A 23,286-nucleotide genomic window follows, 5' to 3' on the forward strand; every position below is an offset into this window, starting at 1 on the left:
CTCCATTTCAATACGTTATAGCATCTCTTCCAACATCTCGACAGCCTGAGCAATGTCCTCTCCAAACCGGTTGTGGTCAAGGAGGAAATCAGTTCTGCCGCCTGCTATCGATTCATACAATTCAGGACTCATATCATCCACGTACATACCAATGGCATACTCGATATCATCCTTCTGCCAGTCGAGCGAAGAATGGATATATACATTCCGCTTCTGATGCAGAAAACTGTATGCGGTCTCTATGCTGTCTTTCGTTATCATTCGTCGTAGCCAATAGGTCTGAACTGTTTTTGATGCTCGCTCCAAACAAAGCCATATTCAATGAGATAGTTCTTAATATCCTTAGGCTCTCTGCTGAAGGCATAGCATAGCGATTCGAGACTGTCAAACTCTTCGTCTCTCAGAAGCATGTTGATACTCGATACCAGAATAGCAGGGTCTTTGGGCAGGTAATCCATTTCACAAATTCGATATAATCAAAGGCAAAGTTACTTATTTTACCACGAACTCACTCTTTTCGCATTAATAATTAAAATAGTTTAGGAATTTTGACTACACCTTCCTTAATCATATATTTTCTTCACCTCCTCTACCCCATCAATGGCAGAAACGTGCTCAATAATCGTCTGCAACTCATTGAAAGAGTGTACTGAGAATGTGATGGTGCAGTTCACAATACAGTCAACAGTATTCGTGTTGAGTGAAACAATGGAGAGGTTTAGCTCATTCGTAATACTATTGATCATATCACTCAACAGATGGCATCGGTCAACGGCCAGAATCTGTATGGCAACAGGATAGAGTACGGTAGGACTCTCATGGTAGTCAACCGAGACGATGGAGTCACCTTGCTGAGAAGCCAATCCTATGGCTACCGGACAGTTACGTTTGTGAACCGTAATGCTACCATCATTTTCCTTGAAACCAACAACTTCTTCACCAGGTATGGGACGACAGTGATTGCAGAAATGATAGGCAGGCTTTTCCTGTTTGGCAAAGTAGCGTTTCAGAAAACCCTTAGCCTTGTAAGTCAGCACATGTTCCATCCACACCTGCTGAGGATGAATATCAGGATTGGTGGCAATCTCCACTATATCGCCACGATGCAGTACAGTCTTTACGGATGCCAACTGCCCATTGATGCGCGCATAGTGGGCATGTTCGCCAATATCACTATGAATTTCGAAGGCGAAGTCCAAGGCCGTTGCCCGCTTAGGCAGATTGACCGACATGCCATGGGGAGTGAACACCATGATGTCGTCGTTGTAGAACGTTGTCACCACATTTTCTATAAAGCCCCCTTCCTTCTGATGAATCTCCAAGTCCTTCAGCACAGTTCTGAACTTTTCTATCCATCGGCGCACATTGTCCTCACTACGCTCTGCAACCACCCCCAGTTGTGAGGCACGCACCATACGCTCACTACTGATGTGCACCTCCTCCCAACAACCAAAGTCAGAAAGCAGTTGCACGTGGAAGGACTGATATCCGTTCTCCTTCGGAGAGTCAATATAGTTGAGAATCCCACAAGGTTTCTCCTTAAAGGCATTCGTCAGACTAGCGTAGATGCGCAGTGCCATATCCTTTTCCATTTTCATATCTTCACAGAAGAACATAACCTCCACAAAGTGACGGAACGGTATATGGTTAAAGTCATCGCCCGATTTGCGCATTTTTCTCCAGATGCTATAAGGAGCGCGATAGATAGCCGTAACCTTTACCCTGATGCCGTCGGCATCCAGCACCTTACGTATTTTCTCTATAAACGCATCCAGACGCTCCTGCCTAGTCTCCCGATCCTTATCAATTAGCGCTGAAATATATTCATACTCATGCGGACAACGATAGCGGAAGCTCAGATTCTCCAGTTCAATCTTCACATTGTACAACCCGAGACGATTGGCCAACGGAGCATAGAAAAAGTCCGTCTCTCCAGCAATCTTCATCTGCTTATCAGGACGCATACTACTCAGTGTGCGCATATTATGCATACGGTCGGCCAGCTTCACCAGCAGCGCACGAATGTCGTAGTGAATGGAGTTGAGCATCTGCTTGTAGTTGTCCACCTGCTTTGAAATCTCATACTGCCCTGTACTCTTTTTCGTCACCACACTCACCAGGAAGGCCACATCGTCACCGAAACGCTGACGGATATCATCCATTGTATAGGCAGTATCCTCCACCACATCGTGCAGAAAAGCAGCAATCACGGGATTGGCCCCCAACTTCAGTTCCTCTGCCACGATATTAGCCACAGCAATCGGATGAATGATGTAAGGCTCACCCGACTTACGTTTCTGGTCAGCATGAGCTATACGCGCCAACTCGTATGCCTCACGGATTCTCACCATGTCCTCAGCGGACACTCTCTTTTCCATCTCGGAGAACACCTTCAGTACCTTCTCCTCAATCATCTTGTCGTAATTATTCATCATAACCTTACATCTTAAAATCATTAAAACCTTAACCTTTTCTTATATATGCTTACAGAGTGTCCAAAGTAACCATTTTCTATCAGCAAAAATGAAAAATGCCTGACACACATTAAATATACATACAAATAGAAAGAGCCACCGTAGCGACTCTTTCTATCAATACGTCATAAAAAAACATCGGTTGATCTTGAAGCCCAATTTCAAAATCAGCTTTAGGGATTACACTTACTCATATCCTCTCGCAAACCACAATCTATATATCGGGTCAACGAACACCAATTTTCCGCTTTTCATCTCCACAATATCCTTGTTCTGCAATATCTTTTTGTTAGAACTCTACCTCAAAACCAATGCTAAAAGCATCTATATATTACTCGGCAAATATACTTAAAGTTACCCAAAGGTAATTTACCAAAGGGTAACTTTTGTAATAATATAACGCATCGGCTATACCTTTGTTCTTTATTTCTTTCTCCGTGGATTATTCTCACTTTCATCTGCTTCTGCCCATGGCGTATCGTCTACACAGTTTGGCACATGTACCCATTCTTCATTAATCAGATAGGTCCGTCTATCCTGCTCTGTTTGCACGAAACTTTTCTCAGACAGTTTATTCCTTTTCTTAAACCACTTAAATATACCCATAACGTCTCAAATGATAATACGTTCAAGCTATTATATTCTTCCCTTCTCTATCTAGATAGAACCTAATGTCCTCGTACCTGACTCACACCTCTCCACAAAACCGTGAAGAACACTCTTGCTGAAATCTGTTTCATAATCTTACATTTGTTTAGTTGTTATTATTTTACTTTTTGTAATGCATCCTCTGCACGTATTAGATAAGACTTAGCCCTATCTCTGGCATTGCCTGCCTTTTGTTTGCTATCATCAGCCTTCTCTATAGCATTTCTGGCTTTACGTAGTGAACTACGTGCTTGTTCAAATTGTTTTTGACGCTGGTAATACTCCGCATCTCTTAGGTAACTGGCAGCCTCACGCATATTGTTTTCAGTATCCCTGTCATATCCTTGAGCTTGCTTCATATAGTACGCAGCTTCACTTTGATGCGACTTTGCAAGCCGCTCATAATAGTCACTCTGTGCACTCAACTCCATGCAACTCAGTGAAAAAGATAATATCAATACAATCAACTTCATTTTGTTTTCAGTTTTAACACAAGATACTCTGAAGCTATGTAAAGAGTCTTGATGATGTGTTCCACTATTTCATTTACATTCTCACCATTACTTATCCGATGGTCATAGTTTAGTGATATACTGCCATTGTTTAGTACCATGGCCTTTATGAATTTCACCTCTCTGTTGGTTTCATTGACCGCTGCATCAACCATATCTTTATTGTACTCTCTACTGTCTACCACATGTGGGATGGATATTCGAATCATCCCATTCGAGTCATCTGGCATATACAGATAATGCATATGGTGATATACAAAATGGCACCATCCTTTGTTCAACACTCTCACTTTTCCACAATGTCGTTTGATTTCTTCGATTACAAACTCTTTCATACTCTGTTTTCTGTTCGTTTAACTATTAATGAGAACAAAAGACAAAAAGTAACCAAAAGTACAAAAAAAAACCGCGCCAGCTAAATTAGCTAGCGCAGCGATAGCACAGAAGTGTATATTGTCTAATCCAGCATCACAAAACAAGCCCAGTAGAAAGGTTCTGGGTATTTATCACGGATAGTTGATTTCGCCATCTCAAAGGCTTTCCGCTTATCAAAGTGGTTGTCTTTATCGAGCAAGTTCTCATAGAATTGATTCATAAACTCGGAACCGACAACATCACTGACATTCCATAGAGACATAATCATTGTCTTTACACCAGCCTTTTTGAAAGCTCGCTGCAAACCATACAAACCTTCAGGCGTTGCCTGGCCTTTTCCCGATTGACATGCAGACAACACCGTTAGTTCTGTGTTGCTCAAATCCAAGCGGGCGATATTCGAGGCTGTCAAGATACCGCCAAGTACCCCCTGCGGCAGTTCTTTACCGCGCCATGCAACATTGGCACCTGACATAATCAGACCTGTTAACGACATGGCATCCTCATAACCACGTAAATAGTCAATCTTCTTCGCTTCATCAGGTGTATAGAAGAAACCGTGTGTAGCCACATGAAGAATCTGTGGAGATTTTCCACTCATGTTCAGGAAAGATTCTTCCGTGCCTCGTTTTCCTGTGTAGGATTCCACTTTCAGTTGATGAGATTTCATAATCTTCTCTATGGCATCCACCTCTTTCTTTGAACCGGGCAACAGGGGTATGGAATCACCTTGAAGAATATCCCCACGGAATGCAAGCAATGACGACACATCATATTTCTTGGCTTCAACCTCCCAATCATTTGCCTCCAAGTCATACAACAAACCGCCATACAACACTGCATTGGTATTGGCCAATGCCATGTCTATATCAAGTTTTTTGTCTATATTTACTAACTCGCGTGCAGATGACAGTCTTACGAAATGATAATGCTCACCAAGTAGTGTGCCGTCTTCCATCGGCAGCGATTCCAGTGCAAATTGGAAAAGCAGTTGCGATGGAACGTAATAGACTGTTGCTCCTACCGTCACTTTGTCCTTAAATGGCATCCACAAAAGCTGGTACAATGATTCTGCGTATGGACTTTCATAGTATTGGTCCGGATAGGCTACCTGCATAGAGTCTATCTTACTTTCTGTAAACAGTTTCTGAAGCAGAGGATTCTCTTGCTTGTTGTCCACAAGATAAGCTGCATATACCCTTCCTCGGGTTTCTGAAACATAATCAGTAAAGTCAATTAGGACATCATTATCGTTAAGCTTTTCCTTGATTTCCTTATAACCAATGTTCATAAAAGTGGTCATGTCTCCATAACTGCGGCAATGGTCTGACAGTTTTTCTTCCAACTGACGGACTTTTGATGTCAATTCTAGTATGCTATCAGTACGAGAACTACCCTCCTTCTCCCATTCTCTTATTTTCAATTGCATAGCTGCTATCATGGTGAAGTCACGGAGGTTTTCATCAGTGCCTTTATTCTTTATCATGTCAAAGGTTGAGCGCTCCGTCTCTAATAAGAATGCCTTCGACAATACAAGGCCATCATAACAAGCACTCGTAAAAGCAGTCTGGTATTCTTTGGCTTCTAAGGCAAACGGTGTCATATTCTGAAGGAGCTGTGACACTAAGCTCCAATAGCCTTCACGTTCTGCCGTGGTTAGATAAGGTAGTCGATCCTGTATCTGACGTTTCAATTTATTTACCGCAATCACATAGTCATTACAAGCTGACTCAATGTGACCAGCAAATCCCTCTGCATTAGCCAAATAACCTAATGCGTCTATATATTCAGCATGATTGTCTCCATATAGTTGCTTTATGTTTTCAGCATATATCTTATACAGTCTTTCCGTTTCTTCATGATGGTTTAACTTATGTTCAATTCCCCCCATTAGAGGTAATAGTCTGATACGATCACCATCCGTTTCTTCATACTTTGTAGCCAAAATATCATCCGCTTTTCGATAGTCAGCCAATGCCTCATCGTACTTTCTAAAGCTAGACAGACATCTTGCTCTTAAGATAAATAAGTATTCTATTTCCCTTGGCTCATCGAGACGTGGCATAGATAAGAATAAGGTATCAAGACATTGGAAACATCGTATACTATCACCTTTCAATCTATATATGTCGGCAATGGACATATAAGGCATATAATAGTTTTTATCTGATACTTCCGTATTTCCCTGAAACTCATCTTTGCTAAGAATAGCATATCTCAAAGCCTCATCAAAATTTTCGGTCTTTACAAAGAGATTTCGCAGATTAGAGTAATATAGATACTTGTCTGCTCCCTTATAATCATTGCCCAACAGGCTTATATAAGCACTGTTCTTCCGATACCATTTTTCAGACAACTTGTAGTTTCCTTGTTCTTTAGCTATATCACCCAAGTTGTTATAATAGACAAAGCGTACTTGATTATCATTGCTTATAGTTGCTAAAGAGTCCATTCTCTGCTCTATAGCCAATGTTTGTTTGCTGTCACCAAGTTGTTCACTCAACTTACGTTGCTCCCTTAATATTCCCATCAACTTTCTATCATAATGAATAGAAGCAGCAAGGCTACTTGCTTTTTGGTAGGCAGCCATCGCATCTTTGGGGAGATAACAAAAAATCTTAATGTTTCCTATCTGGTACCACGCATCTATCTCATTCTTCGTTTCGCCTATTTCATGGAAGCCATCACGAGCTTTCTCCATACAAACAAGTGCCCTATCATATTTCTGTTCCAGTTGGAACTGAGAGCCTTCAAAATACCACGCCAACGGAATCTTGGGCAAGATACGTTGGCGCATATCTTCATCTGAGTATGATAAAATCCTCCCAAGTATTTCTCGAGCTTCCGCATATCGATGATTCCCCTTAGTCATATACGACAATGCCGTCGAATATTCTTTTATTACAGCGTTTCTCGACATATTTTGTGCATAAGCACTTATGCTGAACAAAAGTATAAACACATAGCTTACAATTCTATCCATTATCACCTTCTAATTAGTTGAAGTAAAGAGTCTGCAGCCATTTGGTAATAACCTTCATCATTGCGCAATTCATCCAAAATACGAAGTGCGGTTTCTTGTTGACTCAGGCCAAGCAAAGCGTGAGCTTTCAACCATTTCAGTTCATCTTGCTTGTCCTTGACAATCTGCATATCATACTCTTTTCGCTCTGCATCTATCGTAGCGTCTTGCACAATATCCAAGGAATCATCCTGCACAGCCAAATACTTTTCTTCAATCAGGTTCAAAGCGTCTTCATATTTCTTTTGACCGAGTAATTTTTCAATCTCAGAATTATCTGTACCAGCACGCAATGTAACATCGTTTATCATTAACGAAGGCGAATACTCACTGGAATTATCAGCCATATAGAGATTCTGAATTACGAAGAATCCTGCTATGAAGATAGCTGCTAAACCTGAAATCCAATAGAATATCCGTCGATTTGCAACTTTCTCATTCTTCCACACATAGTCATCTTTCCATTCCTCCATAGAAGTCAGTTTCTCATTCCTGCTCTTTGCAGCCTGCTGTAAGGTTTCTGTGAACTGTAATTGCTCTTTGAGTTCTGCATCTACGGCTGCATCTAACTCAAAACTTTTACGTTCTTCGTCAGACATTCTGTTCAGCAGATAATCGTCTATTCTATCTTGAAATTCTATCTTCATATCTTCTATATTTCTTAAGTCCTTAAACTCTTGAACCTTAAAACTCTCACCCCTAAACTCTCAACTCTAAACTATGTATTTAGGTATTTATGATAAATTTCCTTGGCAGACTTCCTCAAGTTTTCCATACACTTATATTTCTCTGTTTTCAGTGCATTCTTACTTCTGAATGTTGTCAACTCCGACATAATATTTTCCAGGCTTTTCTCCTCGTAATAGAACATGGTGAGAATTTGGTTGCATCGCGTCGACATGTGACTAATACAATCCGAGATAATCTCAAACATAGTGTTATCATCCTCGTCATAAAGCACCTCCTTGTATATCTCGGCATCTTTAGCTTTCCGTATTTTTTCTTCATCATCTGAGTCTTGACCAATATGATGATCCCTCCCCCACTCCATGAACTTCAATTTGGCAATGCTCATAAAATATGTTGTCAATTTGCCATTGAATGGCGCACCATCTTTACCTTTCAGCACCCCATTCTCAACATAAATCTTCCGTTTTTCAATCTTTTCCCAAAGTGTAACAAATGACTCATGGAAAATCTCCCTCTTATGTTCATCGCCCACGAAGAACACTCCACGGTATTTCTCATCGAAGTATTGCTTACAGTGGTAGTGCAAGGCCCGCTCCATCACAGGATCTCGCCTATACATTCCTTCCACGTATGCTACATCGGAATAGGTCTTTGCATAAAGTCGTACGTCAGCCATTATTTTAGAAAATCTGAAATATTATACTTGCTTGTATCACCTGTCAACATTGGTGTTTGCGGCAATTGAGACCTGTGCCTATTCATTATTGTTTCAATGGAGGTAAAATCCACAGTTCCTTTCTTTGCCGATATATAGAGCGCATATGTCAGTTTACCAACTTTTGGACTCTTGATTTCCTGATTCAGTTGATAGTCCTTGCAAGCACTTAGCGTTATCCACTGTTCAGATGCTTTTACGGTCTTTCCATGTTTCTTAACTGGTATCACAAACTCATCTTTTACCCCTCTAACTGTTTCATCGATGTCATCACCTCGTGAGGAATCCCCACTATGACAAGCATCCACTACCACGAGCAATTTGCCGCTATCACCAATCTTGTTTCGGATTGCGGTCAGTAATTTATTGATTTCGTCATCAATAAGGTGTTTTTCTCCTTTATCCTCCTTACAATACTTCCTATAGGCGTCATACGGAACCCAAGCTTCATCCCATCCATCTTTTTCGTCTCCATTAACGTCCGTCACCAATTGTCCATGTCCAGAAAAGTGTATGTATACCACATCGCCAACCGAGCATTGACTAGTAAGTTTCTTGAATGCCGCAACTATCCCCTTTTTCGTGGCTTTTTGATTAACAAGAGCTTTAACATCTATATAATCAGCATTTTTCAACATCAGTTGAACGTATGGGATATCCTTATCACCATTTATCTTAGCCCAGCTTTCATCCTTTTGTATTCCAATACCTATTATAAGTGCTCTTCTTGTCTGTGCTGTTATTGGCACTGACAAGAAAAGCAATATTGCTGTTATTATTAATGCTACATTATAATAGTCATTCATAATTCGCCAATAATCTTAATTATGCCACTTATGATCGGTCTTGTAATGGTCACATTCACATATTCCATCAGCAGAACGGTCATAGGCTGGGCAATCACAGATCTTGCATTCTCCTGTATAGCCAGTCTGTGCGCCTTGAAATGACACATTATAGTCACTCTCGACATCAGTATTATTCCTATACCTACAATCACAATCGTAATAGGTATAAAATATTAAGAGATCTGTTTTTTTAAAATATCCATCTCCATGACAATAAGAACAATCCGGATCTCAAGGAAGTCCTGTTCTGTCATCCTGAACTGTACATGATGCGAAAAAGAAAAGCGTTGACACCGCAATTGACAATAGTTTCTTCATATTTATTCCCTTAATCCGTGTCGGGCGCAACTTCAGTTTATAAAAAAATTGTTTATGAGATTAGTCTATCTAAAGAAACTTGCCTATGAAAGACTTTAACAATTTCCATTCACATTCTTCACAACAATGACTACTGTTAATTTCCTAAAATCAAATAATCAAAGTAAATAATTTATGTTAAATCACATTCTATTCTAGCATAAGCCAAGAGTGTTATTGTGCATTCCTCAGTTCCGCTTCCAGTTGGCGTATGCGTTCTTTTTGGTCTGCAATCATCCGTGGGTATTGGGCACGAATCACAACACTGGTACAGTTTTCATAATCTTGTTCCATTCCTTCAAGAAGCTCGTATGCCTTATTCAGTTCGTATTCTATCTGATACGCATCACGTCCACTTCCTCCAGAGTTATAACCATCGGCACTTCCTCCACCGCTCATCATCGCATCAATCTGTGCTTGTGCCTGTCTCACTTGTTGAGCGGTATTCGCATCGCACATGCCACTGCCATTACATGCGCCACAGGTCTGTTTCGGTGCCATCATGTCACCAGGCATAAAGTCGAAGATTCCCGTTCCGTTACACATCGGACAAGTTACCATTTGAGCCTCTTGTTCTTCATAACCAGCGTCTTCCGATTCAGAAGAAGAGTATTCTCCAAAGGAATTGTTCTCATAAGAGCCGCTCTTTGAAGAGTTACCACAAGAGATGAGGAATACACTTCCTAACAGAAAAACATAGCTTATAGTTTTCATATTCACCAGTTGTTTATATCATCCATATCATACACTAAACTCTTAATAGAATCCTCCAGATTGGGAAAGAACCGATAGCCAGTAACTCTTTCCACCTGCCGTATAGAATTTACATAGAAGTCCTTCTTCCTATTCCCGTCGGTATTCCTGCAAATGAATCCGATTCCTTTCGGCTTCGAGGAATCTGTGCACAGCACAACCTTAAAGAATGCTTCTGGCACAGGGATTTGATTCAGTCCAATTCTTTCATGTTGTTGACTTTTCAAGAAGATAGGACCACAAACGATATAGATATTACCGTATTGTTTTGCCCACTTTCGACAAGCCATCTCTATTTCTTTCCAATCACCCCTGTTCAGCTTTGGGTGCTGGGGACACATATTTGAAAGCACAAAAGTCTCATCTCTTCCTTCATCATCCCAGTTACAATCACCGCCAGGACACATGTGACCTCTGTCATATCCAGATGAAGCATAGTCTTCCAATGTCGAGCGAATCTCTGAAGGTAGTTCTGTATCTTCTCTGTATTCGTTCCACACACCTTCTTTTCGCTTTATCACGTGCTCTCCCGTAAGCTGCCACATCACCCAATTAGGCTGGCGAGTAAACTTGTTATATGATACAGAGTAACAGTATCTCTCTAACAGCTTTTCATGAATTGTGTCAGGGATGACAGGATAGCCCACTTCAGGCAATGTACTCCATACCTCACGGTTCACGTTAGCCTGTGTTTCCTCTAAAGAATCAGTCACAACAGATGTGTTCACATTTTGTTGTGAACACATAGTGCATGACTGAAGGAAAGTAATAAGCAGTGAACTGAGACAATTCCCCAAGGAACTTTTCATCCATTTTAGACTTCCTTTTTCAAGACGGAAGCAGCCCTACAAGTTGTAGCATTAGGCTTATAGCCCCATATAGCACTACTATTATGCCAACAATATTACAACACAGTTTAATAAACTCGCATACCTTTTTGTCACCATACTCTATCCACCCAGGAACTATTTTCCAAATAAGTAGACCAATAATTATTTGAATAATTGGACCAATAGCCATATTTTTTTACTAATTGTTAATATCACTAATTGTATGAATGTTGTCAAGAAGATTCTTATAATTACGATGTAAACTGATATTTGACACACCTGCATTATCGTTATTCTTATCAACAGAGCTATCTTTTGAGTATTTTACCTGAAGATTGTAGCCCCCGCCTTTTTCAAACACAAAGACTCGTGAATTGTGAGAGTCTCCAGATACTTTCACCAATTCGTTTGTGGAAATACTATCGCCACTTAATGTTATTGTCAGATAATCATAATTTGCCTCAGACGACACATAATAATTAAATGAGAGTTTGTCGCCTTTTGATGCAGTAAAACTGTAATTATTATGCGATTCAGAACTTTTCTCGTGATTTGAAGAATGCCAATTACTAAAAGACGAGTCATCGGAAAGATTACTTGTCATATCAGAAATAGTTGTAAGCGTATTGCTCAGTTCTGTACTCCTGTTAATTGATTCATCTAATCTTCTACTATACCACTTTTTATCTTCATTAATATTATATATATAAACAGCTTCTGCTATACAACACCCTATTACAAATAATATAAGCAACCATACTGTCTTACTGGTTTTTCTTTCTACTTTTGTTACTACCTGTATTTCTTTTGGAGTGTTTTCATCTTTCTTTTCTTGTTTGGACTTAGAAGGAACAAAAAAAGAAAAGTCCACATCCTCATGGTTATTATCATTATTGCTATAGCCTTCTTTCGCTCTAACGATGATGGTGTTCAGAATATAGGAAGATATCCCTAAATCTCGACAACTTTTCAAGAAATCGGGATAATCCTTTTTTATTTTCCCAGACTTGACAGAAGCATCTATTAGTTCTATCAATTCACGGAATGTTAATACTGTCTTACTCATAAATAAACTTAATTTGAGGTTGACTTATAAGTTCCCATTCTTTATAACCTAAATCCGATACGACTCTCTTGGCAACGCCTGCCTTAACAGACTTTATATATTTCAAATTGTCAACACCATTAAAGGCATTCTTCCATTTGCAGCAATCAAAAAGGATTTCCATCAATGTACTTAACATTTTTTCGTCAGTTGGCAATTGAAAAGCTTTATTGATGGCTATTTTTGCTTCAGTCGCATCCTCATTATCTGTTATGATAAAAGCACTTACTTCATCTTGGGCATCTCCTTCTCTCCAACTGAATGTTATTGGTTTCCATTTGTTTGGAATCCAGAAAAAATATTGCTTATCTTTACTTTTATCTACAGCTTTCTTCATTCCTTGACTGGTCTTAATACTTTCATAAGTAAAAGATGACTCAGAATCAAGAATCTCATGCACAACAGAAGGGCTATATTCTTCAATGCTTTGCAACTTTCCCAATCTCAGTATATTTCTTCCATTGGGTTGTTTGTTGTTTCCACGAGTAACTGTAAAATCTACATAATAGCCATTATTCCATGTGGTATCCAAAGCATGCAATTCGTCTCCATATCGAACACCTACTATATCTGATGAGAGAACATAAAAATGGTACTTGTTCGTAACAAGTAATTCAATATAGTGTATCCCTTTTTCTGGATGCAATATATTGATTCTGAAATGTTTCCCAATTTTTAAAGAGGGAACGTCAATGCTATCATATCTCAACTTAATTGCAGGTTTCGTTCTAATGTTTTCTGCAACCTGGGAAATGATATGGCCTATTTGGTTTCTTTTCAATCCATACCTGACCCCTTCATCTTCTATAACAGCGATTATTTCGTCAGAAATGTGAATACGGTTTATTTTATATTCATCCGTTTCTGGATTATAATCAACCGTATTCACTATCTGCTTAACAATAAACTTCTCAAAAAAATCGAAGTTAACGTCCATATTGAATATTGTTTTCGTCAAGTACTTGTCGAATTAATACAGCATCTACTCCGTATGCTATACCTTTAGCCTGTTCCCTAATAACATCATTAAAATCTATAGACTGGTTTACGCCTATCACTTCTCCCTTAAAATTGACAATCGGTCCTCCACTATCACCATGATTAGTTGGTATATTATGTGTAAAATACCCCTCATTGTAGTGGCTCAACGTGCCTGGTTGGAAATCGCACAGAGAAGTTCCTAAAGGACAGCCTATTTTCGCAATTTTCTCACCATCTCTCGCATGCTGCTTAATAAGTGGCATATAGCGAACCTTCTCTCCATTATCAAGTTGTACTTGAAAAACTGTAAAATCTATGCGTTCTTTTTCTCCGGTTCGTACGGTATAAAGGACACGGTTAATCTTACGATAATTGGTCGCATCAAGTTTTCCATCATCTCCAAAGAAACATATTACTGCATTTTGGCTTCCATCATAAACATGGTTATTAGTTAAAGCTAATCCATTGTCATTAATAAAGAATCCTGTTCCAAGTCCTTCATTTTGACAATAAACCATAAATGTTGCTGGCTTCATATAGGTCAGTAATTCCGTCTGAGACATAGGAGGTCGCCCCCCCCCAATATTGGGATAAGCCTTGAAGTGTTCCAATGAATCATGAACAGCAGTCTGCCTTAAATCCGCTGTTCCATTTAGCAGTAGTTTCCCTGAAATACAATATTTCTCGCCTTTTAACTTCACATAAGTCTTTACTTTTGTCTTATACGATTTTATAAATTGCTTCTGCCTTGAATCAGCAATAACGATTACGGTCTCCCCCTTAACTTGTTTTTCAAGATAATCTTTGGTATGCTCCGTTGGCTTGATTCCAAGGATTTGAACTTTCAGACCATTTTTTAGTTCAATTTCATTTCCAGAAAGAACCTTTTGAACTTTACTCTGGATTCCATCGACTTTGATGTTGCCAGTCTTTCCATTACCGCCACAACCGTTGAAAGCAATCAATACGGTTAAGAGATATAATGCTTTTGTTATAGTTTTCATTGTCAACTGATTTCTATTTTTTGTTTGTTTACAATTCGGAGTACATTGTTGTCTTTCACGACTGTTCCTGGTAGAACAACGGAAACACCCGTTGGATTTTGAGGGACAAAGTCGTAAATTGAAGAATCAGAAATAAGAGGATTGAAGGCGGACAGCATCTCCTGTTGGATTTCTCTATCCGCAACAATTTCGTAGGTGCCTTCCAAATCATCCGTAAGTATTATTTTGAATGCACACCCATCTTCTGCACTTTTCAAATTTTCTATCTTAAAGCCCAGAGGATTCATTGAATCCACCATTTTTGCATAGCAGATTGTTATTACGGGGTTGAGCGGTTCAGATTGCACTGCGCTTTCTGATATTGGCAAATCTGACTGGCGTTCTTGTAACAAATCTATAGATTCTTGTATGGCATCTAATCTTCTCAATAAGTTTTCTACACCTTGATTCAGCGAGAATACTGTCTGCTGCATATTTGCCATGTCACGTTCATTTGTTTGCACTTGCTGGCTCACGAACGTCTTCAGGTCTGACACGGCAGAGAGTACTTCCTTATGGATAATAAGACTAAGGTCTTCTTTTTGGCGCACAAAAAGAGACTGTATAGATTCATTGATAAATTGTTTTATCCTGTCAAATATATCCATATCCATTGCCATTTATACAAATCTTACGACCAGTTTATTATTAACATCAACATAGAACTTATTTCCGTCTTTTCTGAGTTTTCCTTCAGTGACAGGTTCTACTCTTTTTGCTACGCCATCTGTGGTCTGATATGTTATACACCCCTCAAACATCTGTAACATTCCTATTAGTTCTTCGCGAACGGCAGAATCGTCTACGATAGTATAATAGTATTCTCCTTTCTTGGAATATATTCTAAAGATTTTTATATCGGTCTGTTCCAAAGAAAAAGAGTTGTCCTCTTGATGATACTTCACATTATCAGTATCAGTTGTCTGCTCCACTTTCTTTACAGAATTTGCGACAGAATCCAAATTAGAATTGGTGGCGATAGTGGGTTGAAGTGTCGATGGAGAAAAATGTGCCTGCGAACTCTTTATCTGTTCTACAATGAACCTCTTGATTTCATCATCTGTCATAGAACTTTTTCCCTTGCTCTTTTGCTGCGTATTCTGATGAGAAACAGCTTGAGTGTTATTTCTCTTTTCCCAGTTGTCCACAACTTTTCTCAAATCAGAGCATTCCTTAGAGAGTTCTTTCAATACTTTTCTATTCTGTCTGTATAAAAAGTAGCCTATTAATAACCCTATCAATAAAGCTGCAAATAAAGGTATAACATTTAATAATTCTTTTTCAGGATTGCTCATATTTCTAAGTTTATCAACATCCTTGTTCAAAGTTTCCAGTGATCCTTTTATTTCATTTATGTCAAGAGTATTATTGACAGTTTGCCCTGATGGTAAAGAGGTTACAGCTCCTGTCACTGCAGCCTCCTCGCCTTTTCCTTCCATTCCACTTTTTTTTATCAAAATTTTGAATGAATCACCAGGAAAGTATCCTGGTTCCTCAGGTTTAGCATGTAACGAGTCCTTATATAGGGCAGAAACTATTACTATTTCTGTTCCTGTTTTTTCTAATTTCTCATATTCTATTTTTAAAACAACCCTATTATTCTCTCGAAGTATATCAATACCTTTTTTATTCATATTAGGGTTTACTTGATGTTTATTGAATAAAGTATTACTAATCCCCCCATAAATTTGAGCTCCAACCTTATCGCCATAAATTTTTTCTTTCCCTTCTGGGGCGATGTTAGCCACTTTTATATTACAATCACCTGAAACTTCTATTTCTGTTCTATCCTTTTCCTGCTGTAGCACCCTAAAGTTATTATTAGGTATCTCAACCGCATAGATAGTATGCAAGCTACAAAGCAGAGCTATTACTGCTAAAACTTTTGTTTTCATATTTACACCAATTTATGGGATGCGCATTTTTTTTCATGCGCACCCCCATTATTAAAACAAACTAGTTATACTTAGCATAATTCTTTGAGAGTTCAACCAAAGAGTTCTTCAACGGCCAGAAGAACAATGTCTCTGCTACATTGAGGTCACGGTATTGAGCTGGTATATTAGCAGACATTGTGACGAAACTCTGCTTGGCAAACTTCCGAAGATCAGCAATTAGCTCCTTAGAGATTGTAAGCTTCTTGAAGTTGGTAAAGATGAAGTTTGAGAAGTCCGGATCTTGCAATGAGTCAATAAACTTATCAAAACTTTGTAGAGCTGCTTCACGTACTTCATCAGTAGCTACTCCAGCATAAGTTAACTCCCCTTCTCTATCAAATCCATAATCTATGATTGGATTTAAAATATCAGCAGGAATTTGGAAATTTTGGTTCAAGCTCAATCCTTCTAAGACTCCTTTTGCGGTAATCTCTTTCACATCAATATTCTCATTTTGGGCATCTTTGGCACTAATAATAGTAAACGCTGGATCAACCTTCTTGCCTGTGTATTTTTCTAAAAGAAGAACTGTGAGACTCTTGATGGTCTTAGGATTGGTGGAAATCAAGTTGATGTATTTACTACCCATACCTGTGAACGACAAATTTAGAGGAATGTCTATGTTCATCTTCTTGATAAGGCGCGACACATTATACATTAATGCAGCATAGTGTATAAAAATAATACTGTATAGGTTACGTTGTCCCTTTATTTTTGCAGACGTTTGGAATACGCTGTCGTATTTGAACAGATACCCCATCACATCTGACGATGACGTTGTCACACCACCTTTAAGCGACTTTAGCGGCGAGAGGATTTCCTGTTTATACGTCTGCTCAGCTTGCTCAATCTGTCCCATCACATAGTCTACAAAGCCATTGTTTAGTTGGGCATTGGAGGAAATTTGTATACCATCACCCCACAGATCATCACCTGCAAACATTGAAGAAGAATAGTGGGCACTGGCAATATGACCATTTGCGTCTTTGTTGACAAAGAGAAGGTCGTTCGTACCTCCACCAATATCAATATTCAAAAAACTGGAGCCACCAATTTGAGTTGCCATGCAATTGTAGGGAGCTATTGATTCACTATATTCTGTTCCATAGAAGAAATTGCAATTGATGTTAAGCTCACTCTTTGCCCAATTCCAAAGACCCATCAGAGTTTCCTGGTCTTTCATTGCCTCTGGGAAGGTGATATAAACATCAAAAGTGTCATCACCATCGTTCATCAGTGATTCATTCTTCAACATCCATAGCGTCTGAAGGAAGTAATACTTTACACGGTTAGTATGATGCTGGTCACCAGGGTGTTCCTCCAAAAGCCACTTCAACCCCGTCTTATATTTAAAGATGTTTAAGGCCTGTGGCTCATGCATCATATTGAAGCCTATGGATATGGTACCAAACAAATCTGGAGTGTTACTTTCAAAATTGTTTGTTTCACAAGTAGCTGTACGGGCAGGATATGATATTTCGAAATCCTTGCCAAGGTGAACTGGTGCAAACTCACGAGCCATGAATGGGCGCATCATTGTTAAGTCACCAAAGTCGTTGGCCTTATTCAAATAAACTGTCTGCTGATCATGGTCATCAATTTCAAGTGTCTCTGGCCTTGGCTGAGCAGTCGTTGTATGTGCTATGTATGTATTTGATGTTCCAAAGTCTACAGCAAACTTATAGTGGTTTGTTACCTGCCCCACCTTTTGCATCTGTGGAACAATTAGGCCCTTTACGCCACCGATGGAAACTTCAACTAAATCGAAAGATGATTTCACAAGATAATACTCTGTCTGACTGACAAGTTTTTGTTGCGGTGTGCGGATTGTTGATGATGCATCCACATTCCGATCAAGATTATCAACACTAACAAAATTAAGCCTTGCTCCAGAACCACAATTCATAATGCTATAACGGTTCAGTCGATTGTCCTCACAACGATAGAATGGGAAGAACCCAAGCAGGAAGTTCCCATTTACAATGTCTGTTCCAGAGTATTCTTTCTTGAACTCTATTACACGATATGTAGTGTCGCGGATAGGCACATTAATAGTTACGACCACAGCATCACCATTAACCTTAATTTCGACCAGTTTCTTGTCTATATTTTGACAGGCATTCTGATCAATGTCATCAATGTTGAAGTACTTGAAGAAAGTACGTTTCAAAGGAAGAATATACTGAGTCTCTCCATCAAATGCTGTGTTGAATGATTTGCTATTCACCTTAAAGGGCAATTTTATGATCTTATCCTCTAAGAAATCGCTCCAAATGAGGAAAGGATATTCCACCCCCATGGAACCTGGTGCCACACGCTTATGCATTTCCGTATTCCTAATGGTCGCTTCGTTAATCTTGCAAGTTTGGGAATCCCACACAGAAGTACCGACATAAGGAACATCAGTCAAGCCATTTTCGTTCAATGCAAGAGGGACATCTAAAGTCACCACACTGCCATCTTTAGCAGTATAGTTCGCATAACGGTTAGATTTCGGAATGATTTCATATCCGCTCGCCGTTGGCTGAACTTGTTTATAGCACAGAGGGAGTGAAGCAGAATGAATATTTGCCCCATTCTTATCTACAATATGCGTAAACGACGCCATAAAACCAGCTTTATTAATAGCTGTAGTCTGCGGACGCCCATTTGCATTCCAAGTAGTTGTAATATACTGATTGAATGAAGGTGCTTGTGAGTTGAGCTCCTGTTGGTAAGCCATTCGCAAAGAATAGAGCATATCCTTAAACGCACTGTCTCTTGTCTCTAAGGGCTCTATATCGTTTGGATTGAACAGAGGACGACCATTTATGCGGTTGAAGGAGAAATTCTCTTTTACACATCGTAGCCAATTTGGAGATGTGAACGCGAGTGTATACGGTGATGTACCACCAATCAAAAATTCTTGTGGCTGCAAATTGGCTGGTGTTGCGTCATTCCAGAAAAAAAGGAAAATATCTTGTAATTGTGGGTAAAGCAATATTTCGTCTTCTATGACTTTTGCCAACTTAGCATGTTCAGGGAAACCATCATTTCTAAGGTTGCGAATCTGCTCTGTGGCATTCCAATGCTTTATAACAAGCTTTGGATCATTGCCATGTTGATAAACAAACTCAATAAGGTCCAGACACTCTGATACGAGTGCCGTGTCTGAGTCTACTTGACGCAATCTATTTATGTCACAGCCTCTTAAAGTCTGAAACGCTCCTTCAAACAAAAAGATACGAGCAAAGAGGGAAGGGATGGATGTTCCCATCTTATTGCTATTCATTCCCAGAGGAATATTCCCCAGAAGATTACCTGCTATATGACCAGTCTCAGTCCATCCTGTCATTGTGTTAGCCGATGCGGGAGCAGGATCACCCACTTTCTTTGGCTCGTGTATTCTAAATGCGTATGCCATATTATGCTATTTTTTTACTTGTTCATATTTTGCTTTCATCACATCTCGCAGTACTTTAAAGAAAGTCTGGTCTGAATAGTTTTGAAGATTCTGAGTATTTTGATTAAGTTCACTTGCCAAAGTAGTGTCACGAATAGGGTTGGTTTGCCAAGCATGTGGTGCTTCAATAGTCTTATGAGCAAGCACTTTTTTCATTTCTTCACTCTTATCCAACACATACGGGATGAGTTTATGAGTATGTTTTTCTAATTCCTTCCACCATGAATAGAACCCCCAATCTTTCGCGGACTCGTAATTTGCATTAAGAAAATCATCTATCAAACTATACACACCTTTCCCTAACCTGTTTGAAAGAGTAAAGCGACTGTAAAATGCGGTGTTGGTTGCAATCTGATTTCTATCACCACATATGACTTCTCGATAATACTTCATAGCGATGACGAATGCTGATAGGTTATTGAGGAAGAGGTTATGTGTACTTTCTTCAAAATCGGGTAATTGAATACTTTGCTCTACTTTTGCGTCCTTAATGCTAAATTCGTAAGAGCGATGTTGATTATTATTCGCTGGTCTCAATAGGAAGTCTATAATGGCACTGGCTGCAACGAATTCTACGACGTGGGCATCGTTCTTCTGGCGGTTCTCTCCCTCGTTGTAGTCATATGCGTCATGATTCTCGTCACCTATATAGTAAAGGGCATTAACGTTGTCGTTGATACCACCATTTGCAGCATAGAAACTAAGAGCTGCACGAGTCTTGGCATTGAAAGAAGAGGCGTCTATAGCACCTGTATCTCCTCTCTCTGGATGGAATTGCTGAAGGTCAAAATAGGGCAAAACTAATGCAGAACCTATTGTGGCAGGACGAAGTGTTGCCAGATTACTTGTGCGAATAGCATTTACGATCTCAGGAAAACCAGATGCACCAGTTCCACCAAATATAGAACTTACGATAAAAACTTTGTCTGTGGCTGCATTGAATGTACTCTGAAACTGTCTGAACTCGGGACTTTCGCGCAAATCATGGAATACCACAGAGCCAATATTGGGATTCCCTTTGAATCCTTTAGCCATATCAAGTTCCAGTTCTGCATTTTTGCTCGTTCCGTCAGAATTGTCATACAGCGCATACAGTAAATCTTCAGTAAGTTTAACATCTTGTCTGGTGTTCAAAGCTTGCATATTCAGATAGTCTGAAAACTTGATAGCACTGCCTGTTGGTCCAAAGTTAAATTCAAAATTCTTAAGATTGGCATTGGCATTAGCCACTCCAGCATGACTTAACGGCGTAAGTGTTGTCATAAAGAAATGGTCTGTATACTGTTTCCCTTGTGCTGTGTCAGGATATAAACTCTGGTGTATTGCCGAATAGTTTTCAAGAGCCTTGATTGCTCTCGTCTTATCACCATTAGACAAATCATAGTCAATGATAATGGGAACGATTTCGGTAGAACTGTCCAAACCATCAATGCCTGAGGCCAACATCATAGTAAGAGAACGAACGACGCGTGCTCCTGTGCCTCCGATTGCAAAAAGAAATAGTCTCATATTTCAATACGGTATTTAGTTTATTTAAAATGGTACTGCTGCGCCATGGGTTGTGTGACGCTTGAAAAGGAATGACAGAACGATAAATAGCAAGATAGCATAAACAGCATTGGTTAATGCCATTTCCAAAGGCAGCGATTCGCGCATCATAACACTATCCTCCTTGGCAAGGAACTGTTCACGAAAATCTGAGGCCGTCTGCTGTAGTTCTTCACGCATGCTGTCATCCTCCGTCCCGTCAAGCTTATCGCTTTCTATGTTATAGGCTACAAAGAAAATGCCCGTTGCATCCTCTGGATTGTCTGCATCGTGACCAACAATCTGAGGAATAGTAGTAAATAGTGTGATTACAAACACCAATGCAAGAACACATAACCATACCCACCGCTTTGCCAATTTAAATACAAAATTGCAAATACCAAAGTAGTAAAGTGCAGCAATGACTGCTGCGATACCCATACCAGTCCAGAAGATTGTGCTACATACCGAAGTGTCGGCAAAGTAGCCTGTGTAATAATCCACGAATTCTTCATTCTCACCACCATTCAGGAACTTTTCTCCCAAAGAGGTACACCAACTGTAGAAGTCTGTAAACATAATTGTATTTTTTAGTTAATATTTTATTTGAAATCAAGACTTTGCTCCTTTATATACTTTCCATTGTGAAGAGTGGTGAAACCAGATATAAAATACTTCAGATTGAAAGTCTTGCCCAGTTTTGCAGGATTTGTTGCAATATCGAGGTCGTTGTCATCCGACTTCGCCTCAATCCATTCTGGAAGTGTATATTTGAGCCTAAATGTTAACTTTGAGTCTCTCAATTGACTGGACTTTACATTTAGACGAAGTATCTTTTTCCCATTAACACTGTTTACTGATACTTCATAATAATCCTTGTCAAGAACTTTCTCGGCTTTCTGACCATGCTGAACGTACAATTCAATGTTAGAGTTCATATAATCGTCAGTCTGCATATAAGCAGGCAGCACTCCTAAATCTGCACTAAGTGCAACATTTTCATTTCTAAAATCTTTTTTAATGATCAACTTACCACCTTTTGGATTGAGTCCTTCTGCTGCTGATAATTTGATTTTCTGATACGAATACGCATCGCCAATCATTACTATATCTTCGTATGGAGTAGTTATTCCATTAGCAGTTTTTGCTTCATTCAGTTTTCCCTCTATATATTTGATACAACCCCATTTTCCAATGGCGATAACAAAGAACGGGCGGTCTTTGTTTACCAGTTTTTTCCCATCATTATTGTAGCAACTATACTTGCCATTAAACTTTGCGTTGTACCTAGCAATCAAAGCACATAATTTACCTTTTTTTTCACTCAGCAAAGAGGATAGGTCTTCAGACATTTTTTGACGCATACGTATATTAAAACTCTTGTCAGGTGAATCGTTGATGTCTGCATCTGACCCGCTCAATATACCATCAGTAAGCAAGAAACAAATATCGTCTCCACCGTCAATATGACCTATCATTGAACGCACCATTGCTTTCAAGTCGGACTCGTTGCTCCATTCAATCTTTCTGTTATTCAGCATACGGTCAAAGTCTGTTCTTTCAATAGGATTCCCCTCTTCTTTGCCGTAGAGTCGAACAACGGTATTGCCAGACATATTCTCGAAATGTGAAATAACACCTATAAAACGTGGATCGCCACTACTATTAAGATAACCATGCATACTTCCTGACGCATCGAATAATAGGGTTGAGGTAGATGGTTTTCTAACAATGGTGTCGACAACAACTGTACGTTGGGGAGTTGTATCAATTGTGTCATTACCTGGCCCAGGTTTTGGGTCAGGTTTAGTTTCTCCTCCGCACGCAATATTAACAAGTGCGGCACCAAATAGCATTGGAATGATAAAATGTTTTGTTTTCATATTTGTATTTTTTTAGTTTATGCAAGCAACCTTAAAAAAGTAACCATCTTATCTGTAAAAAAAGAAAAACGCAGAAAGCCCTACAACGTCAGCCTGTAGACTGAACGTTGAGGACTTTTTTGCATATTCCCTTTAATCCTTTTA

The 23,286-nt window shown here is 39.3% G+C and carries 21 protein-coding genes; all 21 read right to left on the reverse strand.

Annotated elements, in window-relative coordinates; translation table 11 throughout:
- Positions 1 to 15 precede the first annotated feature (15 nt).
- Entirely contained in the window at positions 16 to 261 is a 246-nt protein-coding gene (locus L6475_RS08695; RefSeq protein WP_237819088.1) for a hypothetical protein, read from the reverse strand.
- On the reverse strand, positions 258 to 458 hold the full coding sequence (locus L6475_RS08700) for a DUF4250 domain-containing protein (RefSeq protein WP_237819090.1): 201 nt from the start codon (positions 456 to 458) through the stop codon (positions 258 to 260). The genes L6475_RS08695 and L6475_RS08700 overlap by 4 nt, the downstream gene beginning before the upstream one ends.
- A 105-nt stretch (positions 459 to 563) precedes the next feature.
- The gene (locus L6475_RS08705; RefSeq protein WP_237819093.1) at positions 564 to 2,435 is read right to left on the reverse strand and encodes a bifunctional (p)ppGpp synthetase/guanosine-3',5'-bis(diphosphate) 3'-pyrophosphohydrolase; all 1,872 of its coding nucleotides are present in this window, start codon (positions 2,433 to 2,435) and stop codon (positions 564 to 566) included.
- A gap of 803 nt (positions 2,436 to 3,238) precedes the next feature.
- Positions 3,239 to 3,595, reverse strand: a complete 357-nt coding sequence (locus tag L6475_RS08710; RefSeq protein WP_237819095.1) for a hypothetical protein — start codon at positions 3,593 to 3,595, stop codon at positions 3,239 to 3,241.
- Entirely contained in the window at positions 3,592 to 3,969 is a 378-nt protein-coding gene (locus tag L6475_RS08715; protein WP_237819097.1) for a hypothetical protein, read from the reverse strand. The genes L6475_RS08710 and L6475_RS08715 overlap by 4 nt, the downstream gene beginning before the upstream one ends.
- A 122-nt stretch (positions 3,970 to 4,091) precedes the next feature.
- On the reverse strand, positions 4,092 to 6,806 hold the full coding sequence (locus L6475_RS08720; protein ID WP_237819099.1) for a CHAT domain-containing protein: 2,715 nt from the start codon (positions 6,804 to 6,806) through the stop codon (positions 4,092 to 4,094).
- Between the two features lie 188 nt (positions 6,807 to 6,994).
- Positions 6,995 to 7,678 (reverse strand): hypothetical protein, encoded by a 684-nt coding sequence (locus tag L6475_RS08725; protein WP_237819101.1) that lies wholly within the window; start codon positions 7,676 to 7,678, stop codon positions 6,995 to 6,997.
- Positions 7,679 to 7,749: 71 nt separating this feature from the next.
- The gene (locus L6475_RS08730; protein WP_237819103.1) at positions 7,750 to 8,397 is read right to left on the reverse strand and encodes a sigma-70 family RNA polymerase sigma factor; all 648 of its coding nucleotides are present in this window, start codon (positions 8,395 to 8,397) and stop codon (positions 7,750 to 7,752) included.
- Positions 8,397 to 9,242 (reverse strand): caspase family protein, encoded by an 846-nt coding sequence (locus L6475_RS08735; protein WP_237819106.1) that lies wholly within the window; start codon positions 9,240 to 9,242, stop codon positions 8,397 to 8,399. Before L6475_RS08735 ends, L6475_RS08730 begins: the two co-directional genes overlap by 1 nt.
- Positions 9,239 to 9,436: a hypothetical protein gene (locus L6475_RS08740; protein WP_237819108.1), complete on the reverse strand. Its 198-nt coding sequence runs from the start codon at positions 9,434 to 9,436 to the stop codon at positions 9,239 to 9,241. Before L6475_RS08740 ends, L6475_RS08735 begins: the two co-directional genes overlap by 4 nt.
- Before the next feature lie 379 nt (positions 9,437 to 9,815).
- A complete protein-coding gene (locus L6475_RS08745) occupies positions 9,816 to 10,355 on the reverse strand; it encodes a zinc finger-like domain-containing protein (protein WP_237819110.1) in 540 nt (179 codons plus the stop codon).
- A 2-nt stretch (positions 10,356 to 10,357) separates the two neighbouring features.
- Positions 10,358 to 11,122 (reverse strand): DNA/RNA non-specific endonuclease, encoded by a 765-nt coding sequence (locus L6475_RS08750; RefSeq protein WP_237819113.1) that lies wholly within the window; start codon positions 11,120 to 11,122, stop codon positions 10,358 to 10,360.
- A 301-nt stretch (positions 11,123 to 11,423) separates the two neighbouring features.
- Positions 11,424 to 12,290 carry a hypothetical protein gene (locus L6475_RS08755; RefSeq protein ID WP_237819115.1) on the reverse strand — a complete coding sequence of 289 codons (867 nt, stop codon included), beginning with the start codon at positions 12,288 to 12,290 and terminating at the stop codon, positions 11,424 to 11,426.
- The gene (locus tag L6475_RS08760) at positions 12,283 to 13,266 is read right to left on the reverse strand and encodes a hypothetical protein (protein WP_237819117.1); all 984 of its coding nucleotides are present in this window, start codon (positions 13,264 to 13,266) and stop codon (positions 12,283 to 12,285) included. Before L6475_RS08760 ends, L6475_RS08755 begins: the two co-directional genes overlap by 8 nt.
- Positions 13,256 to 14,314, reverse strand: a complete 1,059-nt coding sequence (locus tag L6475_RS08765; protein WP_237819119.1) for a serine protease — start codon at positions 14,312 to 14,314, stop codon at positions 13,256 to 13,258. Before L6475_RS08765 ends, L6475_RS08760 begins: the two co-directional genes overlap by 11 nt.
- A 2-nt stretch (positions 14,315 to 14,316) precedes the next feature.
- Entirely contained in the window at positions 14,317 to 14,961 is a 645-nt protein-coding gene (locus tag L6475_RS08770) for a hypothetical protein (protein WP_237819121.1), read from the reverse strand.
- A 12-nt stretch (positions 14,962 to 14,973) separates the two neighbouring features.
- A complete protein-coding gene (locus tag L6475_RS08775; RefSeq protein WP_237819122.1) occupies positions 14,974 to 16,248 on the reverse strand; it encodes a hypothetical protein in 1,275 nt (424 codons plus the stop codon).
- 61 nt (positions 16,249 to 16,309) lie between these two features.
- Positions 16,310 to 19,459, reverse strand: a complete 3,150-nt coding sequence (locus L6475_RS08780; RefSeq protein ID WP_237819124.1) for a hypothetical protein — start codon at positions 19,457 to 19,459, stop codon at positions 16,310 to 16,312.
- 240 nt (positions 19,460 to 19,699) lie between these two features.
- Positions 19,700 to 21,241 carry a hypothetical protein gene (locus L6475_RS08785; protein ID WP_237819126.1) on the reverse strand — a complete coding sequence of 514 codons (1,542 nt, stop codon included), beginning with the start codon at positions 21,239 to 21,241 and terminating at the stop codon, positions 19,700 to 19,702.
- A 24-nt stretch (positions 21,242 to 21,265) separates the two neighbouring features.
- The gene (locus tag L6475_RS08790; protein WP_237819128.1) at positions 21,266 to 21,838 is read right to left on the reverse strand and encodes a hypothetical protein; all 573 of its coding nucleotides are present in this window, start codon (positions 21,836 to 21,838) and stop codon (positions 21,266 to 21,268) included.
- A gap of 23 nt (positions 21,839 to 21,861) precedes the next feature.
- Positions 21,862 to 23,142 carry a hypothetical protein gene (locus tag L6475_RS08795; RefSeq protein ID WP_237819130.1) on the reverse strand — a complete coding sequence of 427 codons (1,281 nt, stop codon included), beginning with the start codon at positions 23,140 to 23,142 and terminating at the stop codon, positions 21,862 to 21,864.
- Positions 23,143 to 23,286: the final 144 nt, after the last annotated feature.

The sequence above is a fragment of the Prevotella sp. E9-3 genome, from assembly GCF_022024015.1.
GTDB lineage: Bacteria > Bacteroidota > Bacteroidia > Bacteroidales > Bacteroidaceae > Prevotella.